The organism is Lutimaribacter degradans (assembly GCF_023703375.1).
Taxonomy (GTDB): Bacteria; Pseudomonadota; Alphaproteobacteria; order Rhodobacterales; family Rhodobacteraceae; genus Lutimaribacter; species Lutimaribacter degradans.
Map to the genome: position 1 here is coordinate 25,431 of NZ_JAMQGO010000008.1, position 26,529 is coordinate 51,959.

Genomic DNA, 26,529 nt, shown 5'->3' on the forward strand with positions numbered 1-26,529 from the left:
GCGAGCGGGTGCAAGCGCGCCATTGCATCCCGCGTTCGGCGGGCCTAATCGAAAGACAACCGGAACGAAGGGGCGCGTCATGTCCACCATCACCTTGATCCGCCACGGGCAGGCGAACACCGCCGCGCGTGACGAACAGAATTATGACCGGCTGAGCGCGCTTGGCCACCGCCAGGCCGAATGGCTGGGCGATCACCTGCGCGCCACGCGCGAGCATTACAGCCGGGTCTATACCGGCACCTTGCGCCGGCATCGCGAAACCGCGCAGTCGATGGGGTTTGCCGCCGATACCGTCACCGATGCGCGCCTGAACGAGTTGGAATTCTTTACCCTGGCCTACGCCCTGCAGGCCGAGCATGGCGTGCCCATGCCCGCCAGCCGCGAGGAATTCGTGGGCTACATGCCGCGCCTGATGACGGCCTGGGCCGAAGGTCGGCTGGAGGGGGCGCCCGAAAGTTTTGAGGCTTTCGAAGGGCGTATCGCCGGGGTATTGCAAGACATCGCGCAGGGCCACGGCCCGGCGCTGGTCGTCACGTCGGGCGGGTTGATCGGCATGGGCGTGCGTCAGGTGATGGGGCTGGACCTGACCGGCTTTGCCCGTACTGCGATCACGATCATGAACACCTCGGTTCATCGGCTGCACCCAATCGGGGGGGCGCTGGCACTGACGCAGTTCAACGCCGTCCCACATCTGGATCGGCCCGAGCGACAATTTGCGCAGACCCATCTTTAAGCTTGCGCATGGCGGCGCTAGGCTGCGTGAAATTCGTGACGGGGAAGATATGACACATCTGTGGGTGCGCGCCGAACAGCGCAAGAACGAAGAGCGGGTGGGCCTGACGCCCGAAGGTTGCGCTGAACTGGTCAAGGCGGGCCTGCGCGTAACGGTCGAGGAAAGCAGCGTGCGCGCCATCCCGACCGACGGCTACCGCGACGCAGGCGCCGAGATCGCGCCGGAAAACAGCTGGCCAGACGCACCTGCCGAGGCAATCATATTCGGCCTGAAGGAGCTGCCCGAGGACGGCACTCCGCTACGCCATCGCCACATCATGTTCGGCCATGCCTACAAGGGGCAGCCTGCCGGGCAGGATCTGTTGCGCCGCTTCAATGCGGGGGGCGGCACGCTTTACGACCTGGAATACCTGGTGGATGAGACGGGCCGCCGCGTCGCTGCCTTTGGCTATTGGGCGGGCTTCGCGGGGGCGGCAGTGACGCTGCTGGCCTGGGCCGCGCAGCAACGCGGCGACTTATGCGGGCCGGTCGGCGTGTATGCCGGGCGCGATGCGCTGGTATCGGCGCTGTCCAACGAGATGGAGGCCACCGGCCCCGCCCGTCCCCGCGCCATCGTGATCGGCGCCTTGGGGCGCGTGGGCACCGGCGCGGCCGATCTGTGCGAGGCGGTCGGTGTGCCCGTCACCCGCTGGGACATGGCCGAAACCGCGTATGGCGGCCCGTTTCCGCAGGTGTTGGAGCACGAGGTGTTCCTGAACTGCATCCTGGCGCAGCCGGGTTGCCCGGTTTTCGTCCCGGCCGAGGCCAAAACCGCCCCGCGCGCCTTGACGGCCATTGGCGATATCGCCTGTGATCCGACCTCTGATTTCTCGCCCATCAAGGTGTACGGGCGTACGACCACCTGGGATGCACCGGCGCTGCGCGTGCATGACCAGCCGGTGCTGGACGTTATGGCCATCGATAACCTGCCATCCATGCTGCCCATCGAAAGCAGCCGCGATTACGCCGGGCAACTTTTGCCGGCGCTGCTTACGCTGGGCCAGCTTGATGAGGGGGTCTGGGGCCGGGCAAGGGCCACGTTCGACAAACATATCGCGCGGCTTTGACCGCGCCGCCAACGAAAATAGGGAGACTGACATGACAATCCATTGGTGCGGCACGGGGCTGTCGGCAATTCCGGGGCTTCGGCGTCTGCTGCAAAACGGGCACGCGGTTACGGTCTGGAATCGCACGGTCGACAAGGCGCAAGAGGCCGTGGGCGACCTTACAGATGACATTCGTGCCTTTGACCGCGACGCGTTGGCCGCCGTGCTGGCACCGGGCGACGTGGTGGTGTCGATGCTGCCGGGCGAATGGCATGTGCCACTGGCCGAGCTGTGCCTTGAAAAAGAGGCGGATTTCGTTAGCTCTTCTTACATCGCGCCGGAAATGCGCGCGCTTGACGAGGCCGCGGGCCAAAAGGGCCTTCGTTTCGTGAACGAGATCGGGTTGGACCCGGGCATTGACCATCTGATGGCGCATCACCTGGTTCATGAATACCGCGCGTCCGATGCCTTTGACCCGGACAACGCGATTTCCTTTATTTCTTATTGCGGCGGAGTGCCCAAGGAACCCAACCCGTTCCGCTACAAGTTCAGCTGGTCGCCGCTGGGTGTGCTCAAGGCGCTTCGCTCGCCCTCGCGCTCGATCAAGGAGTATTCAGAACTGCGCGTGGCCCGTCCGTGGGACGCGATTTCCAGCTATACCGCGCCGTTGCCGCACCCCGAGGCGTTCGAGGTTTACCCGAACCGCGATTCGGTTCCCTTCATGGCGCAGTATGATTTCGACGAGGATTGGCCCGTCAGGGAATTCGTGCGCGGCACGCTGCGTCTGAACGGCTGGGCCGAAGCGTGGAAAGACGTGTTCGCCGAGATCGAAACGCTTGAAGGCCCGGCCGGCGAGGCGCGCCTGCAAGAGATGTCCGACCAGTTCTGGCGCGACAACGCCTATGACGAGGGCGAAGCAGACCGCGTTGTTCTGTGCGTGGGGTTGAAGGCCGAGAAAGACGGCCAGGCGGTATGGCACAAGACCTATGTGATGGATGCCTGGGGCGATGCGCGCGGCACGGCAATGGCGCGGCTGGTGTCCATCCCCGTGTCACTGGCGGTTGAGGCGGTGCTGAACAACGAAATTCCGGCGGGCGTGAGCGCCGCGCCATCGAGCCCGAAACTGGTCGGTGATTTCATGGCCGAGATCGACAAACTGGCGCAGCATTTGCAGATCGTGTCGCACACGTGAAACGCAAAAACCCCGCCCGGCTATTGCCGAGCGGGGCCTTTCCAGGGTCAAGGCGCGAGGCGCCTGTCACCAGTGTTACCGTGCGCCGTATTGCGTGACGGCATCACCTTCGCTGGGAAAGCTGTAGCCGGTCACGTAGTTGCCATCGACGCGGGCCTGTTCTCGTTCTTGCAGAACACGTTCGGCCGACAGGCGGATTTTCGAGCCGTCCTGTGCCTCGACATAGCCCTCGTCGCCGATAGCACGTTCACGCGGATGCAGGGCAACGATGTTACTGTCACCGCTGGTCGAGATGACCGTGCCATCCAGCATTTCGCTGGCAAGGGCCGGCGCTGCGGTTGCGGTGGTCAGAGCGATTGTTGCGATCAGGCGTTTCATTGTGAACTCCTTTCTTTCCAAAGTCTTTCTTGGTCAGGTGGGGCGCCGGTTGGGCGCCCCGGGTCGTGCGTCACCGCGCGCCATAAGGCGTTACGGCGGATTCATTGCTGGGGAACGTGTAGGCGGTCACGAACTCGCCCGAGACCTGGCCCTTTTCGCGTTCAAGCAGAACACGCTCCTTGGGCAATTCAACGGGCTGACCGCTGGTGGCTGTCACGATGCCATTGTTGCCGAGGCCGCTTTCTGCGGGGCTCAGGGCAACGGTCGACGTTTCACCCATCGTGGAAATCACGGTTCCATCCAGCTCTTGCGAAAATGCCGGTGCTGCGGCTGCGCTGGCGATCAGTGCGAATGCGATGGTCATGCGTTTCATCTTGTCTCTCCTTCCGATGGCCGCGGCCATCTATGGTGATTTGCGTGCCCCGCTCTGTACGGTGCGTTATGCTTATCAAGTTGGGTGCGTAGATGCGCAGTTTCAAAACACCAGTATTCACCCATGTGTGAGCAGGTGCGAGATATCTGTTCAGCTATCCTGATCAGGGTTCGGAAGTTTTGTAAAAAGATAATAAAAAAAAGTATCTTAGGGCGAGTTCTTGCAAAGTTTTTCCAGTATGATCCTCACGGATTTGCTAGGTCGCGGTTGGAAAAATTCCGATTGAAATACCAGAAGGCAAAAAAAATCCGACCGGAATACCGGCCGGATTTTCGATTTTGGAAGATCAAATGTGCATAAATGCGCAGACGGCTTTAGCGATGTCCCAACAGGTCGTCTTCTTCATCGGTTACCGACAACCCCAGCGCGTCCAGGCCGTTCTCGAGATGGTCGCTCAGATGGGGCGAGCCGAGCAGGTAGTCGGCTGTCGGGGTGGTGGCCTCGGAGGCGGCAGTGGCCTTGGCCTCGTCCAACTCTTCGGCGTCGAAACTGCCGCGCCCGATCCACATAAGGGCTACCAGTGAAACCTGTTCATCTTCTGTGAGGCGGTCGATGAAGGCGCGCAATTCGCCCTCGGCGCGACTCATTTCGCGCGCCATGAGGATGACATTGGCGACTTTTCTAAGGGAAATATCTAGCATTGGGTCCTCTCGCGTTTCTATCGCGCACGATCACCCCATAGCATGGATCGGGGCCATGATCCTACGCAAATAGGCGGTAGTAAATCCAATCCGGCAGAAATTGCGACAGACGAAAGACCCAGCTGAAAACCGTTGGAAAACTTTTCTTGAACCGCTTGGGCGTGCACATCAGGTCGAACACCTGTTGCGCGGCCTGCTCGGGTTCCATCAGGAAGGGCATCTTGAAATCGTTCTTGTCGGTCAGCCGTGTGCGGATGAAACCGGGGTTGGCCAACTGAACGTTCAGGCCGGTGCGATGCAGATCTGCATAAAGCGATTCACCCAGCGCCATGACCCCCGCCTTGGACGGGGCATAGCCGATGGCGCCGGGCAGGCCGCGAAAGCCCGAGAGGCTGCCGACCAGCACGATATGGCCGGTATCGCGCGCCACCATCGGCGGCACCGCCCGGCCAAGCACCCGGTAGGCACCGGTAAAGTTCACGTCGGCCATGGCGACGCCTTTTTTGACATCCCAATCGGTGGCCGGCATCGGCCAATAGACGCCGGCCAGCCATACCAGCCCGTCAATCTCGTCCGCTTGGGCAACCGCGTCGGCCACGCTGTCATCATCTTGTACATCCATCGGCAGGATGCGGGCGGGGCCGGGCAGGCTGTCGGCCAGTTCTTGCAGCCGTTCGGCATTGCGGGCCGACAAGATCACCTGCGCACCCGTGGCGCTGATCTTGTGGGCAAGCGCGGCCCCCAGCCCTTCGGAGGCGCCAATCAGCCAATAGGTCTTGGTGGTCCAGTCAATCATGCGGCACGTCCTTTCGTATCTGTGTCCTTCCGACGCATCACCGCGACCAGCTCGGCCACCTTGATGCCGAACTTCCGAAACTGGCTGCGGTTCACGATCGCGCCATCGGGGGCAAGATACATCCAATCGGTCACCGAAAGCACGTGCCCCCCGGCATCCTCGGCCAGGCGGATTCGGTATTTCAGATGCAGGGCCGAGCCATGCTGCCGCCCGGTTCCGGTGCCCACCACGTCATCGGCCAGCGCGCGCAGGCGGCCGTCATTGCCCAGGTCCAGCCGCCATTCGCGGTCTTGCCTGCTGCCGCTGTCATAGTGGAAATGCTCGGCCATGACGCATCGGTTGCCCTCCCACCGGGCATCGAAATCGGCAGTGAAGCGTGACGCCACGCGCCCCGTGGGCCCGTATATAACGCCGTCGCATTGCAGCGCACCGTTCAAATGGGTGCGCAGGTCAAACGGATCGCCGCTTTCGTAATCCTCGGGTCTCTGGGCGGCGAAGCTTGCAAAGCGGTGGCGAAGCCAGACCAGCACGAAAGCCAAGAGAATGCCTGCCAGCAGCCAGAGGGCGGTATCCATCGTTTCAGACCTCCGATGTCTCGATCGTTGCAACCAGCACGATGGCCAGCAATTTCAGCAGGCATGGCACCGCGCCATAGGCCAGTGAAAGCGCCGTCAGTGCGACCGCGCCGTTTTCGCCGCCGGGTGTGAAGCCCGCCAATTGCAGCGCGGGCAGCAGGGTGACCGCGGCGAAGGCGAGGGTGAATTTCGAAACGAAGGACCACAGGCCAAAGGCGCCCGCCGCGCCGGGAGCGATCCGTTCCATCCGCGCGGCAAAGATCGCGGGCAGCAGCGTCATATCGGCCCCCAACGCCGCGCCCGATGCCACGCAGATGAGCCCGAAGGCCCAGATGTCGCCCGCGCCCAGCGTAATTGCAAAGCCGAAGGCGATGATCGACAGTACCATGCCCGCGATCAGCACAGGCTTGGCGCCCCAACGTTCGGCTGCGCGCGACCAAGCCGGCGCTGCCAGCGCGGCTGACAGGAAAAACAACAGCAAAAGCGGCCCCTCGGCCCCCGGCGCCTGAAGGCGGCTTTCGACGAAGAACAAGAACAGTGTTGAACTGACGGCCACGGGCGCCGCGTTGACCAGCGCCAACAGCAAAAGCCGGCGCGCCTGCGCATCTTGCAAAACGGGCGCAAAGCCCGAGTCGGGTGCCGTGATGCCGCGCCATTCGCGCCGCATGGACAGGGCTGCCAGCGCCGCCAGCGCGACAAAGGCCAGCGCATAGGCCGAGAAGCCCCCCAGCGCGGTGGGTGCCACGGCTGCCGCGCATACGCCCAAAAGGGCGCCGGTCTCGCGCCAACGTGCCAGGCGCAAATGTCCGCCTGTACCCATTCGGCCCGCGCGATCGACCCCCTGGGCATAGAAGCAGATGGTCAGGAAGGAAAAGGCCGAGAATATCCCCGTCAGCATCAGCGCGAACCAAAGCAGCGGCGCCATCGGAGGCGTTACGGCAAAAAGCCCCAGCATCGCAGCGGCCATCAGCGTCACCGCCGCCGTGACCGCCAGGCCACGGTGGTCGCGCAGCCGTCCGGCCAGCCGCCCCAGCAAAGGGTCTTGCACGACATCCAGCAACCGTAGCCCGAAAAGGACCGAGCCAAGCGCCGCCAGCGATACGCCGTATTGATCCACGTAGACCTTGGGGGCGTGGATATATAGCGGCAGCCCTGCCGCGGCCAAAAGCCCGGCAAACAAGCCGTAGGCCGGCAGCGGGGCAACCCGGTTTCTCACCGCGACACCTCTTCGGCGGGGGGCTCGGGGCGGGCGCGATAGCCCGCACCCTTCCACCACAGCTTCAGCGCTTGCCAATGGATCAGCGCCAGTACCCGGCGCGACCCGAAGGGCCGCCGAAGCGCGGCGCGCAACAGCCCGGCGCTGCTGGCGGGTTTACGCGTGCCGCACAACGTTGCGATCACGCCGCCATTGCCGCCAGTAAAGTCGATCCAGATGCCGATCCGGTCATCGCGAATATCAAACCTGAATTCATAGCACCCATCGAGCGGCTGAAAGGGCGAGACATGAAATATCTTGGTTGCGCGCAGCCGGTCGGTGGCTGTGATCGGCTCAAGATCGTCGCGGTGTACGAGGTAGGAGTGCCGATCACCGAACGTGTTGCTGACCTCGGCCACCACCACGCGCAGATCGTCAGACGCATCCCGGCACAGCCAGAATGACACCGGGTTGAATACATGGCCCAGCATCCGCGGCTGTGTCAGCAGTTCGATCCGGGCGGGTTTGGGCAGGTCATGCGTCTCAAGCACCTCGCGCACCCAGGCCGCCCCGCGCCCTTTGCCGGGCGCGCCACCGTGATCACTGTCATGCAGCGCGGTCAGGTTGGCGCGGTTGCGCGACATCAGCCTTGGCAGGCGCGGATGCGCTTCGGGCTCAAGCAGGATGTAGTCGACACTGTAGCGGAACGCATTTTCCACCGCCCCCTTGCGGCCATGCCATGTGTGGCCGGCGATATGGTCGATGCCGCTCATTCCGCGGCCATCGCGACGGTGCTGCGCTTGGCGATGGCCTCGACCACGTCAACCGCGCTCGATAGCCCGTCTTCGTGAAAACCGTGCTTCATCCAGGCGCCGCAGAACCATGTGTTTCGCGTGCCGTTCATCGCCGCGATGTCCTTTTGCGCCTGAAGCGCGGCAAGGTCATAGACCGGATGGCGCAACGTCACCGTGTCATAGATCAGGTCTTCGCGGATCGGGCGGGTGCTGTTCAGCGTGACGAAATGCGGATCGTCCTGCGGGATCGGCTGCAACGAGTTCATCCAGTAGGTAAGGTCGATCTTGTCGCACTGCTTGTCGGCGGTTTCGATGTAGTTCCAGCTGGACCAGACCTTGCGCCGTTTGGGCATGATCGAGACATCGGCGTGCAGAACGATATCGTTGGGCTGATAGGCGATGGCCCCCAGCCCCGCGCGCTCCTGTGACGAGGGGTCTGCCAGCAGGCGCAGCGTGTCGTCGGAATGGGTCGCAAACACCACGTCGTCGAACGCCTCCCACTCGGTGCCGGGCAGCTTTACCTCGGCCCCAAGCGTGGTTCGGCGCACCGCCTCGACCGGCGACCCCAGGCATATCCTGACACCGCGCGCGCGCATGGCGGCCTCGATCCGGGTTACATAAGACACCGAACCGCCCTCGACCGTGAACCACTGGTGCTGGCCACTGTGATGCAGCAGCGCGTGGTTTTCAAAGAACTGGACCATCGCGTGGGCGGGAAAATCCATGATCTTTTCGACCGGGGTCGACCAGATAGCCCCTGACAGCGGCAGAAGATAGTAATCACGGAACCAATCGCCTGTGCCCATCTTTTCAAGAAAATCAGCAATCGACAGGCTGCGATCCTGCGACTCGCTCAAGGCGTTGGCGTTGAAATGCATCACGTCGCGGATCATGCGCAGGAAACGCGGGTTTGCCATGTTGCGTGTCTGTGCAAACAGCGCGCCCAGGCTGGCCAGCCCGTATTCCAGCGTCCCCCCCTTGAGCGATGCACCAAAGCTCATGTTCGATTTGGTGACCGGAACATCGAGTTCGGCAAACAGGGCCGCCAGATGCGGGTAGTTGGCGTAATTGAACACGATGAACCCCGTATCGACCGGCTGATCGCCGTTCTTGCCTGCAATGATCGTGCGGGCATGGCCGCCAAGGCGCGGCTCGGCCTCTATCAACGTGACGTCGTGATGGGCCGACAGCATGTGCGCCGCGCCCATGCCTGCGATTCCTGCACCGATCACGGCGATCTTTTTCGGGGCAACTGGCCCAGCCTCAAATGGCATATTCTTGTTTCTCCGGCGATTGTCGTTTCATGGGTAGGTACGGTGCCAGGCGCAAAGCGGATGGAAAAAAATTTTCTGGGCGAATGTGATCCGCCCCGGCAGGCGATGCGTATTCTGAACATGTTTGAGCAGACCAAGCCTTGCGAAGACTTTGCCTCGCCCCCGGTAGCCGTGCGTGCTAGGGGTGTGGTCGACCGCAAATCAGGCGTGGGAAGCGAAAAGTTGAGGAGCAACGCAAAGGCGCGCGCGGATGAGTGGGTAGACCATGTCATTCGCATAAGAGATGCGCAGGATCAGGCCGCTTTCGCCGAGCTGTTCCGCCATTTCGCCCCGCGGGTCAAGGCATTCCTGATGCGGTCTGGCGCCGACGCATCTCTGGCCGAAGAATGCGCTCAGGAAGTCATGGTGACGCTTTGGCACAAGGCGCACATGTTCGACCCCGGCCGGGCGTCGGTGGCCACCTGGGTGTTCACCATCGCGCGGAACAAGAAGATCGACGCGCTGCGCAAGCAAAAAAGACCCGAGCCCGAGGATTTGCCCTGGGGCCCCGAAGCGGAGCCGGATCAGGAAGATCTCCTGACCCTGCAACAGGAAACCAGCGCGTTGGGCCAGGCATTGGCCGAATTGCCGGAGAAACAGAGAAATCTGGTCGAAAGAGCCTATTTCGGAGATTTGTCGCACAGCGAGATCGCGGCAGAGACCGGTTTGCCGCTTGGCACGATCAAATCGAGGATACGGTTGGCGCTCGACAGGTTGCGCCATTCAATGAAGTGAAAATGACCATGACCACAGAGAAGATCAAGCACCACCTGACCGACGAGTTGCTTATGGCATACTCGGCCGGCACCTTGCCCGAGGCGTTCAGCCTGGTCGTCGCGACGCATGTTTCGCTGTGCGATGACTGCCGGGCGCAGTTGGCCAGTTTCGATACCGTCGGTGGCGCGGTGCTGGAGGAGTGTGCGGAAACGGCGATGTCGGCCGGCGCGCTCGAGGCGACGATGGCACGGATCATGCAGGGCGGGCCGGTGGCCAAGCCGCGCAAGCCAAGCGGGGTCTTCCCCGCGCCGCTGCAGGAATATGTCGGTGGCGACCTGGGAGCGGTGAAATGGAAGCCTGTCGGAATGGGTGTGCGGCAGGCCATCTTGCCCACCAGCGAGGATGCCAGCGTGCGCCTGCTGTATATACCTGCGGGCTGTGCTGTCCCCGATCACGGCCACCGCGGAACCGAATTGACGCTTGTTCTGCAAGGCGCGTTTCTTGACGAGGACGGCCGGTTTGCGCGTGGCGATGTCGAAGTTGCCGATGAAGAGCTTGAACATACCCCGGTCGCGGATATCGGCGAAGATTGCATTTGCCTTGCCGCAACCGATGCGCCGCTAAAATTCCGTGGCCTGATGCCGCGCCTCGCGCAGCCGTTCCTGAAAATCTGATTGCAGGGGGCGGGCCGCTTAAGTGCGGACCCGCTCCAACTGGCCGCGCAGCTCTTCGGCTTCCTGGCGCGCGTCGCGCAACCCGTCCATCGCGGCGGCCAGCTCGGCCTCGGTCTGGCTGATCTGGTTGGTCAGCTCGGCTTCGCGCTGCTGAAGATAGGTGATGGCCTGGTCGCGGGTTTCTTCCGCCTCGTGCAGCTCTTGGGCCATGCGCTCAAGCTCACCCATGTCCGAACGCGACACGCGGGTGAAACGGTGGATGAGCCAATGCGCGAACCATCCCACGCAAAAAGCCACGAACAGAATGATCGCTGTGGCGATGATGATTTCGGTTCTATTCATCGGACGATCCTTGTTCCGAGGGAGCCTCGGCGTCGGTGTCTTCTACGTTGGACTGCTCCACACTTTCAAGCGTGGTTTGTTCCTCGTCGGTCGGTTCCGGCCGGATCAGCTTGAACTCGATGCGCCGGTTGGCCTCGCGGCCCTCTTCGGTATCGTTATCCGCGATCGGGGTTTCTTCACCATAACCCTTGGCGGTTATGTTCGCAGTCAGAACACGGCGCTCGCGCAAAGCGTTCAGAACTGCCTGCGCACGGGCCTGGCTCAGCTGCTGGTTCATCACTTCGCGGCCCTGGCTGTCGGTGTGGCCGCCGATTTCCATGCGGACCTCGCCGCAAGTCTTCAGGATTTCAGCGATGTCGTCGATGGTGCCACGCGCCGCGGAATCGGGCGTGGACGATCCCGGTTCAAAGTTGATCTTGCGCGTATCGAGGATGGCGGCAATCTCGGCCTCGCACTCTTCCGGCGTGGGAATCGAAGCGACGGGATCAAGCTTTTCCTGATAGGTCACGTCGATGTCGAACCGCTCGGCCTCGCCCAGTTTCTCGGCCAGAAGGCGCGCGATCTCGGCCGAGGCTTCTGTGTTGCCGGTATTACCGCTGACGCGGATCGTGTCGGGCTGCACGATAAGGGCACCGTTCGATAGTTTCGACAGCGCCTCGAGCCCGGTCAGCACGCGCACGGGCCAATCGGCGGGCAGGCTGTCGTCTAGCCGCGCCCCGACATAGATATTGCCCGAGCCAAAACGCGCCCTGGCAAAGCTTTCGGTGGTGGTGCGGCTTAACTCGTCGCTTAGCCGGCCACGCAATTGCAGCAGCCCCTCGGGCGACAGGGTCGCCAAGAACTCCGGTGGGCCGGTGGCCTTGTCATCCTTGGGTTCGGGCAAGACCGCGTGCAGCGCAAAGACATCGGGCAGACTGTTTTCCAGCTCGCCCACGGTGCGGTCGAACAGGTCCGGCTCGGTGCCCTCGGCCGCGACAAGCGTTACATCCGCGTCCGAAAAAGTAACCGAGCCGCCGCCCAGCCGGGCCAGTGCGGCAATGGCCTGTTCGGCGGCGGCGGCCCAGTTGGGCGTGGGCACGCCCAGCCCGATAGTGCAGGCCGCCTTGCCGGTCAGGCCTGCGGACGTGGCCGCGCTCAGGATGCGGTTGCGCGCCTCTTCGGTGTCGGCCGAACAGGCATCGAATCGCGGAGTACCGTCCTCGATCAGGAAGCGCAGCGTGAAAGGTGTGATGACGGGGCGCGGCGCGCTGATGTTCAGCGAAAGGCGCAGGCCGCGCGGCGCGGACGAGGACAATTCGCTTTCCAGGCTGCGCTTGGCATTGGGGCTGTTGGAAATCGCGGTGATCTCGACCTGCTGGGCGCTGACAGACACCTTGGCGCGTTTCAGGCGCTGCAAGGCCGAAACGGCATAGTCGACGGCAGTATCCCAGCCATCCGGCGTGGCGTAATCGGCGCTTTCAAGAAGGTCGGCAACTGACCCGTCTTCGGTCAGCTTTCCAAGCCGTGCAGCAAGCGCCTCGCGGTCGGTGGCAGAAGGCACCAGCCCGATCAGCGAAATGCCGCCATCGTTGCGCAGGATCTCGATCGAAAAGCGCGGGGGGGCCATTTGCTTGGTTTCTTCGACCTCCATCTGGTCGATGATCCGGGCTGCGTCGACAACCGCTCCCGCCGTTGACAGCGCCTGAAAACGCAGCGCCTCGCTGGGGGCGGTGCCGGCCAGGTACACGCGCAGGCCATCGGCCTCGACCTCGGCCCAGTGCAGCGCGGCAAGGTCGAGCGCGCGGCGCACGCCACGCTCGGAATTGTCCTGGATCACGTTCACCGCGAAAAGGGCGGTGACAAGGCACAGCACCGCCCCGATCAGGAAGGTGCCGAAGACAAGAGCGATCGAGGACAAGCGCATGGAACAGCCGTGACAAGTGAATGACAGGGCGTGTTTAGGGCCGCTGGCGCCGGGGTGCAATCACACGAACATGGCACCGGCGAAAAACAGCAAGGGGATCAGCCCGGTGTCGCGGTTCGACCTGAAAAGCATGAGGCAGGTATCGGGGTCGTCGATCTGCAGCTTGCGCAGTTGCCAGACCATGTGCCACCCCATGCCCCAAGGTCCGAATATCGCCAGGCCGATTGCCAGCGGGTCGCCGCCGCGCCCGGCCATGGCCGAAAGAATGGCCATGGCCATCAGGCTGACGATGGCCACAAGAAATCGCCGCAGCCAGATCGCGGTGTCGGCCCCGAACAGCCGCGCGGTCGATTTCACGCCGATAAGCGCATCGTCTTCCTTGTCCTGGTGGGCATAGATCGTGTCGTAGAACAGCGTCCAGGCGATGCCCGCCATGTAAAGGATCAACGGCGCGGGGTGGAGATACCCGGTATGCGCCACCCAGGCCAGCATCGCGCCCCAGTTGAACGCAAGCCCCAGAAACACCTGCGGCCACCAGGTAAACCGCTTGGCAAAGGGGTAGATCGCCACCGGCAGCAGCGCCACGATGCCCATGAGGATCGCCGCGGTATTGAACGTCAGCAGGATGCAGAAGGCGATCAGCGATTGCACGATCAGCCATGCGGCGGCCTGCTTGACGCTGACCTGGCCCGACGGAATCGGGCGCGAGGCCGTGCGCGCCACCGATCCGTCGAAATCACGGTCGGTGATATCGTTCCAAGTGCAACCCGCCCCGCGCATCAACCAGGCGCCGATGCCGCAGCCGACAAAGATCCAGGCGTCTTCCCATCGGGCTTGCCCGTCATGCAGGATGGCCAGCGCCAGCCCCCACCAGCACGGGATCAGCAAAAGCCACGTGCCAATCGGGCGATCGGCACGGCTGAGCCGCAGGTAGGGCCGCGACCAGGCCGGCGCGCGCCGGTCAACCCAATTGCCGCGATAGGCGTCGGCCACGGAGCCTTGCGCGTCTTTGGCCTCTGGCGTCCCGTCGGGTGTGGTCATATGGTCGGCCCCATGAATACGACTGCGAAAATCCGCCTTTATGTAGATCACCCGTTGGGGGCTGGGCAATGCGTCGCTTTGGATCGTGATCAGGCGCATTACCTTTTCGGTGTCATGCGGCAGGGAACGGGCGCGCCGGTGTTGCTGTTCAACGGGCGTGATGGCGAATGGCTGGCCCATGTGACGCAGGCAGGAAAGCGCGGCGGTGAAGTGACATGCGAGGCGCAGACCCGCCCCTTGCAGATGCCGCCCGACCTTTGGCTGCTGTTCGCCCCGATCAAGAAGGCGCGCACAGATTTCATCGTTGAAAAAGCGGCCGAGATGGGCGCCGCACGCATCTGCCCGGTGCAGACCGAGTTCACCAATGCCGAGCGTATTCGCCAAGACCGGCTGCAAGCCCACGCTATCGAGGCGGCCGAGCAATGCGGCGGAACCTACGTGCCCGAGGTTTGCGATCTGCAAAAGCTGGATCGGCTGCTTGAGGGTTGGGATGCCGACCGCCAGTTGATGTTCTGCGACGAGGCGCTGACGGGCCGCTCATCGGCCCTTGCGGGGTCAGCCGTGGAAAAGGGCGGTGCGGATGGTCCATGGGCCGTCCTGATCGGCCCCGAAGGCGGCTTTTCCGATGCCGAGCGCGCGCGTTTGCGCGATCTGCCCTTTGCCCACCCGGTCAGCCTGGGTCCGCGTATCCTGCGTGCCGATACGGCAGCGGTGGCCGCGCTGACGCTGTGGCAGATGCAATTGGGGGATTGGCGTTGAACTTTGTGCGTCCCGAAGCCGCGGCCACGCTGTCGCGCTGGCGTGATGCGCTGGTTGGGCTGGTCCTTGGCGGCCTGGGTGCGTGGTGGGGCCTGACGGCGCATGGCATTCTGTCATGGGTGGGCTGGGGGCTGTTGCTGCTCGGGCTGGTTCTGATCTGGACCGGGGCCCGCCGGGCGCGATTTCACGCGGGTCGGGGCGGGCCCGGTGTCGTGACGGTCGACGAGGGCGCAGTGGCCTGGCTGGGGCCCTTCGGCGGCGGCGCGGTGGCGCTGTCCGAACTCGACCGGCTGGAGCTTGACCCGACATCCGATCCGGCTGTCTGGCGGTTGCACGCGCCCGGGCAGGCGCCGCTTGACATCCCCGTGACGGCGGAAGGGGCCGATGCGCTGTTTGACGCGTTCGCGCGACTGCCGGGCCTGGATACGCCGCGAATGTTGGCCGAATTGCGCGGTGGCGCACAGGCACCTGTTACGATCTGGCAAAAAACTAGGCCCCGTCTACATTGACAGCGACAACAATTCGTCGCACCCATACCCCGTTTTAACAGCAACGTCGGAGAGCCATCCCATGTCCATTCCTCAATCCGGCGGCGGCCCTATCGAAAGCTTCGACCAGTTGGCGAGCTACCTGGAAAGCGGTTGCAAGCCGAAAGAGGCATGGCGCATAGGCACCGAGCACGAGAAATTCGGCTACAACAAGGACACGCACGCCCCCATCCCTTACGACGGGCCGAGCGGTGTGCGCGCGGTGCTTGAAGGATTGCGCGACAAGCATGGCTGGCAGCCGGTGGAAGAGGGCGGCAACCTGATCGGCCTGAGCAAAGACGGCGCCAATGTCAGCCTGGAACCCGGCGGTCAGCTGGAGCTGTCGGGCGCGCCGCTGGAAACGATCCACCAGACTTGCGACGAGGTGAACGAGCACCTGCGCGAAGTCAAGGATATCGCCGATGCGATCGGGGTGGGCTTCATCGGGTTGGGCGCTGCGCCCGAATGGACGCATGAAGAGATGCCGCTGATGCCCAAGGGGCGTTACAAGCTGATGGATGCCTACATGGACAAGGTGGGCAAAGCCGGCAAAATCATGATGCGGCGCACCTGCACCGTGCAGGTGAACCTGGATTTCTCGTCCGAGGCCGACATGGTCAAGAAGCTGCGCGTGGCGCTGGCGTTGCAGCCGGTGGCCAATGCGTTGTTTGGCAATTCGCCGTTTTTCGAGGGCAAGCCCAACGGCCACAAATCCTGGCGCGGATGGGTCTGGCGCCATCTGGACGAGTCGCGCACGGGCATGTTGCCGTTCGTGTTCGAGGATGGGTTCGGCTTTGATCGCTATGTCGATTACGCGCTCGATGTGCCGATGTATTTCGTCTACCGCGACGGTCAGTATATCGACGCGCTGGGGCAATCCTTCCGCGATTTCCTCGATGGCAAGCTGCCCGCGCTGCCGGGCGAAACGCCTACGCTGTCGGATTGGGCAGATCACCTGACAACCATTTTCCCCGAGGCGCGGATCAAGAAATACATGGAAATGCGCGGTGCCGATGGCGGCCCGTGGCGGCGCATCTGCGCATTGCCCGCTTTCTGGGTGGGGTTGATGTACGACCAGTCCAGCCTGGATGCGGCCTGGGATCTGTGCAAGCACTGGGATGCGGAAACGCGCGAGGCATGGCGGGTCGAGTCATCGGTGCGCGGGCTTCAGGCCATCGTGGGCGGCCGCCGGATGATCGACCTGGCCGCCGAGGCGCTGGATGTCAGCCGCGCGGGCCTCAAGGCGCGGGCGCGCCCCGGGTTGGGCGGTATGGTGCAGGATGAACGCCATTTCCTGCACGCCTTGGAAGACAGCATCGAAACCGGGCAGGCCCCGGCGGATGAATTGCTGGAGCGCTACAACACCGACTGGAACGGCGATATCAGCCGCATCTATCAGGATTACAGCTACTGATCGCGCGGCACGGGGGCGGCTTATGCCCCCGGCGGCCGGCCGCAGCCTGTTGCTGCGCGGCGCGCGGCGTCGGTTTGCGCCCCGCAGGTCGGTTTTGGGCGGCATTGCGTCGGCTGGGCCATCCGCAATTCGCGCGGGCTGCTATTGATCGTGCAACGCATGATCCAAGGGAGTCGCCTGCGCAATGAAAACCCATGTCAAAGCTCTGGTCGTCGGCGGTGGCGCTGTCGGCACCTCGATTGCCTATCACCTTGCCCGCGCGGGCTGGTCCGATGTGATGTTGCTTGAGCGCGACGAACTGACCTCGGGCTCGACATGGCACGCGGCGGGGCTGTTGCCGCTGTTCAACATGAGCTATGCAACAAGCCATATCCACGATTACAGCGTCAGGTTCTACAAGACCCTCGAGGAAGAGACCGGCCTGAATGCCGGCTTCTCGGTGGTGGGCAACCTGCGCATGGCCCAGACCCAAGAGCGCATGGATGAATACATGCTTTATGCCTCGACGGCGGAAACAGTGGGTATCCCCTATGAATGGATGACCCCGGCCCAGATCAAGGAACGGTGGCCGCTGGTCAATTGCGACGACCTGAAGGGCGCGATTTATCACCCGACCGATGGCTACATCAACCCGGCCGATGTGACGATGGCGATGGCCAAGGGTGCGCGCCAGCGCGGCGTCGTGATCGAACGCAAGTGGCAGGTCGACGGCTATGAGTGGACGGGCAGCGACTGGCGCGTCACCCTGACCCGGATGGTGGAAAAGGGGGGCAACCTTGTTGCGTCCGAGGAGCAGACCACCATCACCGCCGAACATGTCGTCACCGCCACCGGCAACCATGCGCAGCGCACGGCACGCCTGCTGGGAATCACGATTCCCGCGATTCCGGTCGAACACCAGTTCATCGTGACCGAGCAGGACCCGGCGCTGGTAGCCTATCGCAAGTCGAACCCCGAACATCCCGTGCTGCGCGACGCCGACGCCAAGTGGTACGTGCGCGAGGAACGCGGCGGCTGGATCTTGGGCCCTTACGAACGCAACGCGCCCGTACGGTTCGAATACGGCGTGCCCGACAGTTTCCGCGCCGACCTGTTCCCACTGGACCTGGAGCGGATCGAAGAAGAATACATGTCGATGATCCACCGGCTTCCGTCGTCGGAAAGCGCGGGCCTCAAGGACGACTATAACGGCCCAATCTGCTATACGCCGGATGGCAACCCGCTGGTTGGCCCGGCACCGGGTTTGCGCAACATGTGGCTGGCCGAGGGCTTTTCCTTCGGGATCACGGCAGCCGGTGGCACCGGCCACTACCTGGCCCAGTTGATGGTCGAGGGCGAGGCCGAAATCGACATGGCCAGCCTTGATCCGCGCCGCTATGGCCAGGATTGGATGACCACCGAATACGGCGCGCGCAAGAACGAAGAGGCGTATGAGCACGTCTACATCCTGCACCACCCCGACGAAGAACGCCCCGCCTGCCGCCCGCTGCGGACCGCCCCGGCCTATGACCGCCAAAAGGCGCGCGGCGCGCAGTTCGGCTGTGCCAACGGGTTCGAAAGACCCAACTATTTCGGGCCGCTGGATGCGCCAGAAAACTTCGATCACGACGCGCGCAGTTTTCGCAGGGGCGGTTGGTGGCAATATGCCGTGGACGAGGCAACGGCCGTGCGTGAGGGCGTGGGCCTGATCGATGCCACCGCCTTTACCAAGCACGTGGTCAAGGGGCCGGGCGCGACGCAGTTCCTCGACTGGTTCACCTGCAACAAGCTTCCAAAGGTTGGCCGGATCAACCTGACCTATGCGCTGACGGCGGCGGGCACTACGCGCACCGAATACACCATCGTGCGCCTGGCCGAGGACGAATATTACCTTGTTTCCGCGGGTGCCTGGACGGCTTATGACGGCGATTACCTGCGCAAGGCGGCCGAGGACAAGGCCCCTGAATTCGGCTATATCGAGATTCAGGACGTTGCCACGCAATGGGGTGTTTTCGCCATCGCGGGCCCGAAAACGCGCGATGTGCTGAACGCGGTGATCAAGGATGCCGATCCGTCAACCGCGCTGTCTAACAAGCGGTTCCCGTGGCTTTCCTGCCGTGACATCGAACTGGGCATGTGCCCGGTGCGCGCGATCCGCGTGGCCTATACCGGCGAACTGGGCTGGGAATTGCATCACCCCATCGAGATGCAGAACTACCTGTTCGACCTGCTGGAAAAGGCAGGTGAACCGCACGGGATGAAGCTGGTGGGCGCGCGGGCGCAAAACTGGCTGCGCCAGGAAAAATCCTATCGCGCCTTCGGCAACGAACTGGGCCGTGACGCCACCCCGATCGAGGCCGACCTGCCGCGTTTCGTGGACCTGTCCAAGGAGTTTCACGGCAAGGCGACGATGGAGGCGCTGGGGGTGCGTTCCAAATGCGTGACCGTGCTGATCGACGGACCTGACGACGCCGACCCATGGGGGCGCGAGGCGCTGTTTGTCGATGGCAAGAAGGTTGGGCGCCTGACTTCGGGTGGCTATTCTGTCGCGTTCGGAAAATCCATCGGCATGGGGTATGTCGCGCCGGAACTGGCCAAAGAGGGCCAGAAGCTGAAAGTGCTGATCATGGGCACACTGTATGACGCCGAAGTGACCTGTGACAGCCCTTATGATCCGAAGAACGAGACCATCCGCAAGGACGTGTGACCCAAACATGATGCGCGCCGGACCCCGAAAGGGGCCCGGTTCCGTGTCAGAGGGCGAGCCGTGCCGCCCTATGCCTGTTCGGTCAATTCATCGAAACATTCCAGCGCCTTGCTGGCATACATGGTGGCCGGCCCGCCGCCCATCTGGATCGACATGCCAAGCACGTCTGCAATTTCGTCGCGCGTGGCGCCGGCCTTCACCAATGCCTCGACATGCAGCGCGATGCAGGATTCGCAGCGGATTCCGACGGCGATGCCCAGGGCGACGAATTCCTTGGTCTTGAAATCAAGAACGCCGCCCTCCTTGACCGCCTTCGACATCGCGCCGAAGCCGCGGGTAACGTCGGGGATGGTCTTGTAAAGCACGCGAAGGCGATTGCGGGTGTTGTCGAGTGTTTCGGTCCAGGCCATGTCTGCCGCTCCTTGAATGTGTACCGGCACAGCCAGAACACGGGCGCGGCGCAGGCTCTTTGACTTCGATCAGATGGTCAGGATTTTTCACGCGGGGGCAAGATGCGCCTGCGGCAGGGGGCCCGGAAAGCCGAACGGTCAGGGGCGGCGCGCCACGAGCCCGAGGTTGTTGGCGGGCATTTCCACAACCTGCACCAGTTCCAGGAAATTCTGGTGCAGCCATTCGATCACGTCCCAATCGTCCTTGTAGCCGATCTCGGGGTCTTGTGACGTAAGCGCGGCATGAAACCTGGCATCGCCTTCTGACGTGGTCTCACCATCGCGCAGAAACGGGCCATACAGGATGAAACGGCCACCCGGCGCAAGTGCCTGCGCGGCTTCGGCGATCAGAGTTCTGGCCTCGCCCTCGCTGATAAGGTGCAGCAGGTTTACCAAAAGGATCAGATCATGGCCCGCGTGCTGTGCCCCCCAGCCCGGTGCAGTGGCATCAAGCGCGATGGCTGGGGCCAGGTTCGGCAGTTCTGCCATCTTGCCATGCGCGTCGATCGAGCGGCGGCGGTCGGCGTCGATCTCGGTGGGCTGCCATGCCAGGCCGGGCAGCCTGCGCGCCAGCGTGACGGCATGTTCGCCGGTGCCCGCGGCCAGTTCCAGCGCGCGGCCTTGCGCTGGCGCATGCGCGGCCACCAGTTCCGCGATCGCCTCGGCATTGCGGGCGGCGGCGGGGGCGAACATGCGGCCATCTTCGGACGGTGTGGCGACCGAGGCGTTTTCGGGCAGTGTCATGCGGCGGGGCATAGTGTCCTCTAATGGATGCGTCTTCGGGAAAGCCAGTTTTGCCACGCTTGCGCGTCGCCTGCAAAGGCGTTGATGTCAACGGGGGTGTCGATACCGGGCACGCGACCCGTGCCGGTGTATTGCCAGAATGTCCAGCGTGCCCCGGGATAGACCGCCGAAGGATGGTCGGCGACCGAACGCAGCCAGAATTCGCCGCCAAGCCGGGCCACCTGGTTCGTTTGCCAGAAATCGGGCGTGGTATATATGATCGGGCGCTGGCCGTAATGATCGGTGAGCCGCGCGATGAAACGGGTGGCGACCCGGCGCACCTCGGCCGGGTCTGGCCGGGTGGTGCAACTGGGCGAATAGGGGTTCCATTCCAGGTCCAGAACCGGGGGCAGGTCAATTCGCGCGCGCGGCACGTTGCGGATGAACCAGCGGGCCTGCGTGTCTGGGTCGGTGCAGAAATAGTAGAAGTGATAGGCGCCGACGGGCACGCCCACGCGCTGTGCCCGCCGCAGGTTTTCGCCAAACATCGGGTCAAGCCTGTCCCCGCCCTCGGTCGCCTTGAGAAAAGCAAAGCGGATGTTGGCCGCCTGCACTTGCCGCCAGTCGATCACCCCTTGAAAACGCGCCGCGTCGATGCCGTGCACGGCATAGGCGCGTGGCGTGCGGCCGGGCCAATCCACCGGGTTGTCATCGCCCATCACCGTGGCGCGCGGGTTCGAGGCGCGCGGGATGGGACGGGCGACGGGCGCCGGGCGGCTGCCGCAAGCGGCCAGAAGGCCTGTGGCGCCAAGTCCCGTCAGAAAGGGGCGCCGTCGCAGCGTCATCGCGCGAAACGCGCGGGTGACAGCGCGGCCACGGTTGTCGCGTCCAGCGTGGTCGGGGTGCCCGTGGCCAGCTGCGCCAAAAGCGCACTGGCGGCAGCCGCGGTTTGAAAGCCATAGCCGCCCTGGCCGGCCAGCCACAGAAAGCCGGGCGCGGCCGCGTCGGGGCCAATTACCAGCGCGCGGTCGGGGGCAAAGCTGCGCAGGCCCGCCCAGTTGGCCAGCATCCGCGCGACCGGCGCGGTGGAAAATTCCTGGTACCGGGCCAGCCCTTCGGCCAGGATCATGTCGTCGGCCCAGGCATCTTGCGGGTCCATCGGGTCTTCCTCGCCCGGGCTGACGATCAGCGCGCCAGCATCGGGCTTGGCATACCAGTTGTCGCCGACCCCGTCGACAAAGGCCCAGTTCGCGGGGTTCATGCCCTCCGGCAAGGCGATCCGCGCCATTGACCGACGAAAGGGCTGAATGCCCAACGGGGTAACCCCGGCCATGCGGGCCACGGTATCGGCCCAGGCACCGGCCGCGTTCACGATATGGCGGGCCACATGGGTCGCACCTCCCGCTGTGACGCGCCAGCCCGAACCGTCGCGCGCGATGGCTGAAACGCGCGCGCGCGTGACGACCTGCGCCCCGGCGCCGCGCGCCTCGCGCAGGAAATTCTGGATGAACAGGTCGGTATCCAGGTCACAGGTGTCGTCGCGCCAAGCGGCATGGGCGGCATGCGTTCGGTCGAGCAGCGGCCAAAGCGTTGCGGCCTCGTCCAGCCCGATCCGCTTTAGCCCCATATCGGCGGCCTGGGCGGCAAAGCCCGTCGCCTCGTCCGCGGCACCCAGCAACATCATTGGGCGTGGCGACAACACGCCGCCATGCGCCGTCCGCAGGTAATCGGCGCTTGCCTCGTTCAGGGCGCGCACGACCTTGTTGCCGTAGCTTTCCAGAAACATCGCCGCCGAGCGGCCCGAAGCGTGATAGGCCAGTGCCTCTTCAGCTTCGAGCAGCGTCACGCTGCCATGTGGTGCCAGCCGTGCCGCCGCGCTGACGCCCGCAACCCCGCCGCCGATGACCAGGAAATCAATCATCCGATCCTCCGTTCCCTGGCGGCAACGTGCCATGCGCGACGCGCCGGTGAAAGAGGGATGATGAGTTGATGAATTTTCGAAGTCATCCACAAGATATAGGGGTTATCCCCAACTTTTTGCTTTACAGGACAAGAATTGACGCACACCATATCTGGTAGAAGCAGGGCGAAAAGCCCCGGTTTCTTGAGCAGGCAGCTAGCGCTTGGGGCGCTGCCACGCCCCGGCGCTACGCATAAACAGGAGGTGGCGTCATGGCCCTGTCCGAGCAGTTTCTTCAAGAAGATTTGCACCCGATCGACATTGTCGAGCATCTGGCCGAATTCAACGACTGGGATTTCGACCGCGTGCATGACGACCAGATCGCCATGGCCGTCGAAGGGCAGTGGCGCACCTACTCGGTCACCCTGGCCTGGTCGGCCTACGATGAAACGCTGCGCATGGTCTGCACCTTCGAAATGGAACCCCCCGAAGACCGCTTGCCCGCGCTTTACGAATGTCTGAACGCGACCAATGACCAGTGCTGGGCCGGTGGTTTCAGCTACTGGGATGAACACAAGCTCATGGTTTATCGCTATGGCCTTGTGTTGGCGGGCGGGCAGATGGCCAGCGCCGAACAGATAGATACCATGATCAGCGCCGCCGTGCTGAGCGCCGAACGCTACTACCCCGCGTTCCAGCTCGTGGTCTGGGGCAACCGCCCACCGCGCGAGGCGTTGCAGGTGGCGATCGGCCAGACTTACGGGCGCGCCTGACGGTATTGGCGCGGGCAAGCCGTCGCCTGCCTGCGCCAAGACCATTGCCCCCTGCGACCGTGCGGCGTAACACTCCCCCAAATCCAATGATGTGACGGGGGTATTTCCATGAATATGGACGATCTGGAAAAACGGGGCCTGGTCTTGCTGGGCTGCGGCAAGATGGGCTCGGCCATGCTGGAAGGCTGGCTGAAGGGCGGGTTGCCCGCGGCCTCTGTCTGGGTGATCGACCCGAACCCCTCGGACTGGCTGCGCGAAACGGGCGTGCATCTGAACGCCGAACTGCCGCCCGAGCCAGGCCTGGTGCTGGTCGCCGTCAAGCCGCAGATGATGGGCGAGGCGCTGCCCCGCATGCAGGCGTTGGGCGGCGGCGGAACGCTGTTCGTGTCCGTGGCGGCTGGTACGTCGATTGCGCATTTCGAATCCGTTCTGGGGGCAGGCACGCCAATCGTGCGCGCGATGCCCAACACGCCCGCCGCCGTGGCCAAGGGCATTACCGCGATCATCGGCAATGCGCAGACCACCGATGCCCACCTCGGCCTGGCCGAGGCACTTTTGCGGGCCGTGGGGCAGGTGGTGCGGCTGGAAAGCGAAGACCAGATGGACGCGGTGACGGGCCTGTCGGGCTCGGGGCCGGCCTACGTGTTCCACATGATCGAATGCATGGCGCAGGCGGGTGAGGCGCAGGGCCTGTCGCCGGACCTGGCGATGCGATTGGCGAGGGCCACTGTGGCGGGCGCGGGCGCGCTGGCCGAGGCAGCGGACGAGACGCCCGCGCAGTTGCGTGTCAACGTCACCAGCCCCAACGGCACCACGCAGGCAGGGTTGGAGGTGTTGATGAATGACGAAACCGGCCTGCCGCCGCTGATGCGTGCCACCGTCAAGGCGGCCACCGAGCGTAGCAAGGCGTTGCGCGATGGCTGACATCTCGTTTGACGATTTCCTGCGCGTCGATATTCGGGCGGGCCGGGTGACGCGTGCCGAACCCTTTCCCGAGGCACGCAAGCCTGCGATCAAGATGTGGATAGATTTTGGCCCCGAACTGGGCGAGAAAAAGACAAGCGCGCAGGTGACAGCCCACTACACGCCCGAGGCGCTGGTGGGACGACAGGTGATGGCCGTGGTCAACTTCCCGCCACGCCAGATTGGTCCATTCATGTCCGAGGTGCTGGTTCTGGGCGTCGGCGACGCGCAGGGCGACATCGTTCTGGTTTCTCCCGATCAAGAGGTGCCGCTGGGCGGCAGGATGCATTGATGTCAAAGAAGAAAGTGCTTTTGGCCCGGCGTTTGCCCGATGCGGTTCTTGCCCGTGCCGATGATCTGTTCGACCTGACCCTGCGTGACAAGACCGCGCCCATGACACCGTCCGAAATGCGCGCGGGGCTGGCGATCTATGATGCGATCATGCCGACGCTGGGCGACCGTTTCAGCGCCGACATCTTTAACGAGTTCGGCCGCCCGCGCTGCAAGATACTGGCCAATTTTGGTGTCGGATATAACCATATCGATATCGAGGCCGCCCGCGCCCACGCGGTGACGGTGACGAACACGCCCGGCGCCGTAACGGATGCCACCGCCGATATCGCCATGACCCTGATCCTGATGAGCGCACGCCGCGCAGCCGAAGGCGAGCGGCTGGTGCGGTCCGGCGCGTGGGAAGGGTGGCACCCGACCCAGATGCTGGGCCTGCATGTCTCCGGCAAGACGGTGGGCATCGTCGGCATGGGCCGCATCGGCCAGGCGATTGCCCGGCGCTGCCATTTCGGTTTCGGGATGGAGGTTCTGTTCGTCAACCGCTCGCAGAAAACCGTGGATTTCCCGGCCACGCAGGTGGCGGACTTGGCCGAACTGGCCGCGCGCTGCGACGTGCTGGTGGCGGCCACGCCCGGCGGGGCGGAAACCCATCACCTGATCGGGGCCGACGTGTTCAACGCGATGAAACCCACGGCGCATTTCGTCAATATCAGCCGCGGCGACGTGGTGGACGAGGGGGCGCTGGTCTCTGCCTTGCAGTCAGGCCGGATCGCGGGCGCGGGGCTCGATGTGTACGAGTTGGAACCCGAGGTGCCCGCCGCCCTGCGCGCGTTGGAAAACGTGGTGCTGTTGCCCCATCTGGGCACGGCTGCCGAGGAGGTGCGCATCGACATGGGGATGATGGTCCTGGACAACCTGCAGGCGTTTTTCAACGGCGAGGCGCCGCCCAACAAGCTTTAGCCCAACATGCCGGCAAGGCGGCTGCCCTTGACCCGGGCGGGCGGTTTGGATGATGTGGGTGGGCAGGACGAAAGGGAAAACGATGCACCAGCCAGCGATCAGCGGAACCGGCGTGTTCACGCCCGAACATGTCATCACGAATGACGAACTGGTGGAAAGCTTCAACAAGCATGTCGACCTTTTCAACGCCGAGAATGCCGAGGCGATAGAGGCCGGTGATGTCGCGGCGAAAGAATATTCATCGACCGGCTTCATCGAAAAGGCCAGCGGGATCAAGCAACGGTACGTTCTTGAAAAAGAGGGAATTCTTGACCCCGCGCGCATGTATCCGCGGTTTCGCCAGCGCAGCGATGACGAACCGGGGATCATGACCGAAATCGCGCTGAAGGCCTGCGAGCCGGCGCTGGCCCAGGCGGGATTGACGGGTTCGGATATCGACCTTGTGATCTGCGCCGCCTCGAACATGGAGCGCGCCTATCCCGCGGTCGGAATCGAGATACAAAATGCATTGCAGGCCAATGGTTTCGCCTTCGATATGAATGTTGCCTGCTCCTCGGCGACATTCGGGATTCAGGCGGCTGCTGACATGATCCGCGCAGGTTCGGTCCGGCGCGCGATCGTGGTGAACCCGGAGATTACCAGCGGACATCTGGAGTGGCGGGACAGGGATTGCCATTTCATTTTCGGCGACGTGGCCACCGCCACAGTGCTGGAACGTGCCGAGGATGCGAAGGGCGCGCATTGGCTGGTGCGATCGGCCCGCTGCGCCACAGAGTTTTCCAACAACATCCGAAACAACAACGGGTTCCTGCGCCGCAACCGCCCCGACGGGATGGCCGACAGGCGCGACATGCAGTTCATGCAGAACGGGCGCAAGGTGTTCAAGGAAGTGGTGCCGATGGTGTCGGAGCATATGCTGCAACATCTTGAATCCGAAGGCGTTTCCCCCGACCAACTGCGCCGGATGTGGCTGCACCAGGCCAACAAGGGAATGAATGATTTCGTGGGGCGCAAGGTGCTGGGGCGCGAGCCCACACCCGAGGAACAGCCCAACATCCTGCAAGATTATGCCAACACCTCTTCGGCCGGGTCGATTATCGCGTTCGCCAAGCATTCCGACGCTATGCAGCCCGGCGATTACGGGATGATATGCTCTTTCGGCGCCGGGTATTCCGTGGGCTCGGTATTATTAGAGCGCGCATAAATATGCAGAAACTGCGCGGTTCCGGGGCGGAATCGCGCGGCGTTCCAAAGACCGGAACGCGCGGATGGC

General features: G+C 63.6%; 29 protein-coding genes. 14 read left to right on the forward strand and 15 right to left on the reverse strand.

The window, feature by feature from the left end:
- The first annotated feature begins 79 nt into the window (after positions 1–79).
- Genes M8744_RS12270 through M8744_RS12280 form a run of 3 tightly spaced genes read left to right on the forward strand, consistent with a single transcriptional unit; the run spans position 80 to position 3,009 of the window.
- Positions 80–733, forward strand: a complete 654-nt coding sequence (locus tag M8744_RS12270; RefSeq protein WP_251417346.1) for a histidine phosphatase family protein — start codon at positions 80–82, stop codon at positions 731–733.
- A 49-nt stretch (positions 734–782) separates the two neighbouring features.
- Positions 783–1,838: a saccharopine dehydrogenase gene (locus M8744_RS12275; RefSeq protein ID WP_251417353.1), complete on the forward strand. Its 1,056-nt coding sequence runs from the start codon at positions 783–785 to the stop codon at positions 1,836–1,838.
- A 31-nt stretch (positions 1,839–1,869) separates the two neighbouring features.
- A complete protein-coding gene (locus M8744_RS12280) occupies positions 1,870–3,009 on the forward strand; it encodes a saccharopine dehydrogenase family protein (RefSeq protein WP_251417373.1) in 1,140 nt (379 codons plus the stop codon).
- A 75-nt stretch (positions 3,010–3,084) separates the two neighbouring features.
- Here M8744_RS12280 and M8744_RS12285 read toward each other — a convergent pair whose 3' ends face one another.
- The 8 genes from M8744_RS12285 to M8744_RS12320 all read right to left on the reverse strand — a co-directional run bounded on the left by M8744_RS12285 (position 3,085) and on the right by M8744_RS12320 (position 9,095).
- Positions 3,085–3,387 carry a hypothetical protein gene (locus tag M8744_RS12285; RefSeq protein WP_251417381.1) on the reverse strand — a complete coding sequence of 101 codons (303 nt, stop codon included), beginning with the start codon at positions 3,385–3,387 and terminating at the stop codon, positions 3,085–3,087.
- Between the two features lie 70 nt (positions 3,388–3,457).
- Positions 3,458–3,760, reverse strand: a complete 303-nt coding sequence (locus M8744_RS12290) for a hypothetical protein (RefSeq protein WP_251417386.1) — start codon at positions 3,758–3,760, stop codon at positions 3,458–3,460.
- A gap of 374 nt (positions 3,761–4,134) precedes the next feature.
- The gene (locus M8744_RS12295; RefSeq protein ID WP_251417391.1) at positions 4,135–4,461 is read right to left on the reverse strand and encodes a DUF3775 domain-containing protein; all 327 of its coding nucleotides are present in this window, start codon (positions 4,459–4,461) and stop codon (positions 4,135–4,137) included.
- Positions 4,462–4,522: 61 nt separating this feature from the next.
- Positions 4,523–5,257, reverse strand: a complete 735-nt coding sequence (locus tag M8744_RS12300) for an SDR family NAD(P)-dependent oxidoreductase (RefSeq protein ID WP_251417413.1) — start codon at positions 5,255–5,257, stop codon at positions 4,523–4,525.
- Entirely contained in the window at positions 5,254–5,832 is a 579-nt protein-coding gene (locus M8744_RS12305) for a DUF3833 domain-containing protein (protein ID WP_251417417.1), read from the reverse strand. Before M8744_RS12305 ends, M8744_RS12300 begins: the two co-directional genes overlap by 4 nt.
- A gap of 4 nt (positions 5,833–5,836) precedes the next feature.
- Positions 5,837–7,048 (reverse strand): MFS transporter, encoded by a 1,212-nt coding sequence (locus M8744_RS12310; protein WP_251417423.1) that lies wholly within the window; start codon positions 7,046–7,048, stop codon positions 5,837–5,839.
- A complete protein-coding gene (locus M8744_RS12315; protein WP_251417429.1) occupies positions 7,045–7,800 on the reverse strand; it encodes a DUF1365 domain-containing protein in 756 nt (251 codons plus the stop codon). Before M8744_RS12315 ends, M8744_RS12310 begins: the two co-directional genes overlap by 4 nt.
- Positions 7,797–9,095, reverse strand: a complete 1,299-nt coding sequence (locus M8744_RS12320; RefSeq protein WP_251417459.1) for an NAD(P)/FAD-dependent oxidoreductase — start codon at positions 9,093–9,095, stop codon at positions 7,797–7,799. The genes M8744_RS12315 and M8744_RS12320 overlap by 4 nt, the downstream gene beginning before the upstream one ends.
- Positions 9,096–9,215: 120 nt before the next feature.
- Between M8744_RS12320 and M8744_RS12325 the strand changes: the two genes are divergently transcribed.
- Positions 9,216–9,869 (forward strand): sigma-70 family RNA polymerase sigma factor, encoded by a 654-nt coding sequence (locus M8744_RS12325; RefSeq protein WP_434481370.1) that lies wholly within the window; start codon positions 9,216–9,218, stop codon positions 9,867–9,869.
- An 8-nt stretch (positions 9,870–9,877) separates the two neighbouring features.
- Positions 9,878–10,525 (forward strand): ChrR family anti-sigma-E factor, encoded by a 648-nt coding sequence (locus tag M8744_RS12330; protein ID WP_251418274.1) that lies wholly within the window; start codon positions 9,878–9,880, stop codon positions 10,523–10,525.
- An 18-nt stretch (positions 10,526–10,543) separates the two neighbouring features.
- On the opposite strand, the gene M8744_RS12335 is transcribed toward M8744_RS12330, so the two are convergent.
- Genes M8744_RS12335 through ubiA form a run of 3 tightly spaced genes read right to left on the reverse strand, consistent with a single transcriptional unit; the run spans position 10,544 to position 13,811 of the window.
- A complete protein-coding gene (locus M8744_RS12335) occupies positions 10,544–10,867 on the reverse strand; it encodes a hypothetical protein (RefSeq protein ID WP_251417466.1) in 324 nt (107 codons plus the stop codon).
- Entirely contained in the window at positions 10,860–12,770 is a 1,911-nt protein-coding gene (locus M8744_RS12340; protein ID WP_251417474.1) for an OmpA family protein, read from the reverse strand. Before M8744_RS12340 ends, M8744_RS12335 begins: the two co-directional genes overlap by 8 nt.
- A gap of 60 nt (positions 12,771–12,830) precedes the next feature.
- Positions 12,831–13,811: a 4-hydroxybenzoate octaprenyltransferase gene (gene ubiA, locus M8744_RS12345; protein WP_251417503.1), complete on the reverse strand. Its 981-nt coding sequence runs from the start codon at positions 13,809–13,811 to the stop codon at positions 12,831–12,833.
- A 12-nt stretch (positions 13,812–13,823) separates the two neighbouring features.
- Between ubiA and M8744_RS12350 the strand changes: the two genes are divergently transcribed.
- The 4 genes from M8744_RS12350 to M8744_RS12365 all read left to right on the forward strand — a co-directional run bounded on the left by M8744_RS12350 (position 13,824) and on the right by M8744_RS12365 (position 19,197).
- On the forward strand, positions 13,824–14,570 hold the full coding sequence (locus M8744_RS12350) for a 16S rRNA (uracil(1498)-N(3))-methyltransferase (protein ID WP_251417524.1): 747 nt from the start codon (positions 13,824–13,826) through the stop codon (positions 14,568–14,570).
- 5 nt (positions 14,571–14,575) lie between these two features.
- The gene (locus M8744_RS12355) at positions 14,576–15,079 is read left to right on the forward strand and encodes a hypothetical protein (RefSeq protein WP_353049794.1); all 504 of its coding nucleotides are present in this window, start codon (positions 14,576–14,578) and stop codon (positions 15,077–15,079) included.
- A 61-nt stretch (positions 15,080–15,140) separates the two neighbouring features.
- A complete protein-coding gene (locus M8744_RS12360; protein ID WP_251417534.1) occupies positions 15,141–16,511 on the forward strand; it encodes a glutamate--cysteine ligase in 1,371 nt (456 codons plus the stop codon).
- Positions 16,512–16,695: 184 nt separating this feature from the next.
- Entirely contained in the window at positions 16,696–19,197 is a 2,502-nt protein-coding gene (locus M8744_RS12365) for a GcvT family protein (protein ID WP_251417540.1), read from the forward strand.
- Positions 19,198–19,265: 68 nt separating this feature from the next.
- On the opposite strand, the gene M8744_RS12370 is transcribed toward M8744_RS12365, so the two are convergent.
- The 4 genes from M8744_RS12370 to M8744_RS12385 all read right to left on the reverse strand — a co-directional run bounded on the left by M8744_RS12370 (position 19,266) and on the right by M8744_RS12385 (position 22,290).
- Complete coding sequence (locus M8744_RS12370) at positions 19,266–19,607, reverse strand: carboxymuconolactone decarboxylase family protein (RefSeq protein ID WP_251417547.1); 342 nt, start codon at positions 19,605–19,607, stop codon at positions 19,266–19,268.
- 138 nt (positions 19,608–19,745) lie between these two features.
- On the reverse strand, positions 19,746–20,390 hold the full coding sequence (locus M8744_RS12375; protein ID WP_434481368.1) for a DUF938 domain-containing protein: 645 nt from the start codon (positions 20,388–20,390) through the stop codon (positions 19,746–19,748).
- Between the two features lie 20 nt (positions 20,391–20,410).
- Positions 20,411–21,214 (reverse strand): glycoside hydrolase family 25 protein, encoded by an 804-nt coding sequence (locus M8744_RS12380; protein WP_251417559.1) that lies wholly within the window; start codon positions 21,212–21,214, stop codon positions 20,411–20,413.
- Positions 21,211–22,290 (reverse strand): NAD(P)/FAD-dependent oxidoreductase, encoded by a 1,080-nt coding sequence (locus tag M8744_RS12385; RefSeq protein ID WP_251417564.1) that lies wholly within the window; start codon positions 22,288–22,290, stop codon positions 21,211–21,213. The genes M8744_RS12380 and M8744_RS12385 overlap by 4 nt, the downstream gene beginning before the upstream one ends.
- A 251-nt stretch (positions 22,291–22,541) precedes the next feature.
- On the opposite strand from M8744_RS12385, the gene M8744_RS12390 reads away from it, so the two are divergent.
- The 5 genes from M8744_RS12390 (at position 22,542) to M8744_RS12410 (ending at position 26,460) form a co-directional block, all read left to right on the forward strand.
- A complete protein-coding gene (locus tag M8744_RS12390; RefSeq protein WP_251417567.1) occupies positions 22,542–23,042 on the forward strand; it encodes a type III secretion system chaperone family protein in 501 nt (166 codons plus the stop codon).
- 108 nt (positions 23,043–23,150) lie between these two features.
- Positions 23,151–23,966 (forward strand): pyrroline-5-carboxylate reductase, encoded by an 816-nt coding sequence (gene proC, locus M8744_RS12395; protein ID WP_251417585.1) that lies wholly within the window; start codon positions 23,151–23,153, stop codon positions 23,964–23,966.
- Entirely contained in the window at positions 23,959–24,297 is a 339-nt protein-coding gene (locus tag M8744_RS12400; RefSeq protein WP_251417588.1) for a tRNA-binding protein, read from the forward strand. The genes proC and M8744_RS12400 overlap by 8 nt, the downstream gene beginning before the upstream one ends.
- Complete coding sequence (locus M8744_RS12405) at positions 24,297–25,256, forward strand: 2-hydroxyacid dehydrogenase (RefSeq protein ID WP_251417595.1); 960 nt, start codon at positions 24,297–24,299, stop codon at positions 25,254–25,256. The genes M8744_RS12400 and M8744_RS12405 overlap by 1 nt, the downstream gene beginning before the upstream one ends.
- An 82-nt stretch (positions 25,257–25,338) precedes the next feature.
- Complete coding sequence (locus M8744_RS12410) at positions 25,339–26,460, forward strand: beta-ketoacyl-ACP synthase III (protein WP_251417616.1); 1,122 nt, start codon at positions 25,339–25,341, stop codon at positions 26,458–26,460.
- Positions 26,461–26,529: the final 69 nt, after the last annotated feature.

Coding starts and splice junctions, on each gene's coding strand:
- M8744_RS12270 (WP_251417346.1), top strand. CDS start 80: ATGTCCACCATCACCTTGATCCGCCACGGGCAGGCGAACACCGCCGCG.
- M8744_RS12275 (WP_251417353.1), top strand. CDS start 783: ATGACACATCTGTGGGTGCGCGCCGAACAGCGCAAGAACGAAGAGCGG.
- M8744_RS12280 (WP_251417373.1), top strand. CDS start 1,870: ATGACAATCCATTGGTGCGGCACGGGGCTGTCGGCAATTCCGGGGCTT.
- M8744_RS12285 (WP_251417381.1), bottom strand. CDS start 3,387: ATGAAACGCCTGATCGCAACAATCGCTCTGACCACCGCAACCGCAGCG.
- M8744_RS12290 (WP_251417386.1), bottom strand. CDS start 3,760: ATGAAACGCATGACCATCGCATTCGCACTGATCGCCAGCGCAGCCGCA.
- M8744_RS12295 (WP_251417391.1), bottom strand. CDS start 4,461: ATGCTAGATATTTCCCTTAGAAAAGTCGCCAATGTCATCCTCATGGCG.
- M8744_RS12300 (WP_251417413.1), bottom strand. CDS start 5,257: ATGATTGACTGGACCACCAAGACCTATTGGCTGATTGGCGCCTCCGAA.
- M8744_RS12305 (WP_251417417.1), bottom strand. CDS start 5,832: ATGGATACCGCCCTCTGGCTGCTGGCAGGCATTCTCTTGGCTTTCGTG.
- M8744_RS12315 (WP_251417429.1), bottom strand. CDS start 7,800: ATGAGCGGCATCGACCATATCGCCGGCCACACATGGCATGGCCGCAAG.
- M8744_RS12320 (WP_251417459.1), bottom strand. CDS start 9,095: ATGCCATTTGAGGCTGGGCCAGTTGCCCCGAAAAAGATCGCCGTGATC.
- M8744_RS12325 (WP_434481370.1), top strand. CDS start 9,216: ATGTTTGAGCAGACCAAGCCTTGCGAAGACTTTGCCTCGCCCCCGGTA.
- M8744_RS12330 (WP_251418274.1), top strand. CDS start 9,878: ATGACCACAGAGAAGATCAAGCACCACCTGACCGACGAGTTGCTTATG.
- M8744_RS12335 (WP_251417466.1), bottom strand. CDS start 10,867: ATGAATAGAACCGAAATCATCATCGCCACAGCGATCATTCTGTTCGTG.
- M8744_RS12340 (WP_251417474.1), bottom strand. CDS start 12,770: ATGCGCTTGTCCTCGATCGCTCTTGTCTTCGGCACCTTCCTGATCGGG.
- ubiA (WP_251417503.1), bottom strand. CDS start 13,811: ATGACCACACCCGACGGGACGCCAGAGGCCAAAGACGCGCAAGGCTCC.
- M8744_RS12350 (WP_251417524.1), top strand. CDS start 13,824: ATGAATACGACTGCGAAAATCCGCCTTTATGTAGATCACCCGTTGGGG.
- M8744_RS12360 (WP_251417534.1), top strand. CDS start 15,141: ATGTCCATTCCTCAATCCGGCGGCGGCCCTATCGAAAGCTTCGACCAG.
- M8744_RS12365 (WP_251417540.1), top strand. CDS start 16,696: ATGAAAACCCATGTCAAAGCTCTGGTCGTCGGCGGTGGCGCTGTCGGC.
- M8744_RS12370 (WP_251417547.1), bottom strand. CDS start 19,607: ATGGCCTGGACCGAAACACTCGACAACACCCGCAATCGCCTTCGCGTG.
- M8744_RS12375 (WP_434481368.1), bottom strand. CDS start 20,390: ATGACACTGCCCGAAAACGCCTCGGTCGCCACACCGTCCGAAGATGGC.
- M8744_RS12380 (WP_251417559.1), bottom strand. CDS start 21,214: ATGACGCTGCGACGGCGCCCCTTTCTGACGGGACTTGGCGCCACAGGC.
- M8744_RS12385 (WP_251417564.1), bottom strand. CDS start 22,290: ATGATTGATTTCCTGGTCATCGGCGGCGGGGTTGCGGGCGTCAGCGCG.
- M8744_RS12390 (WP_251417567.1), top strand. CDS start 22,542: ATGGCCCTGTCCGAGCAGTTTCTTCAAGAAGATTTGCACCCGATCGAC.
- proC (WP_251417585.1), top strand. CDS start 23,151: ATGAATATGGACGATCTGGAAAAACGGGGCCTGGTCTTGCTGGGCTGC.
- M8744_RS12400 (WP_251417588.1), top strand. CDS start 23,959: ATGGCTGACATCTCGTTTGACGATTTCCTGCGCGTCGATATTCGGGCG.
- M8744_RS12405 (WP_251417595.1), top strand. CDS start 24,297: ATGTCAAAGAAGAAAGTGCTTTTGGCCCGGCGTTTGCCCGATGCGGTT.
- M8744_RS12410 (WP_251417616.1), top strand. CDS start 25,339: ATGCACCAGCCAGCGATCAGCGGAACCGGCGTGTTCACGCCCGAACAT.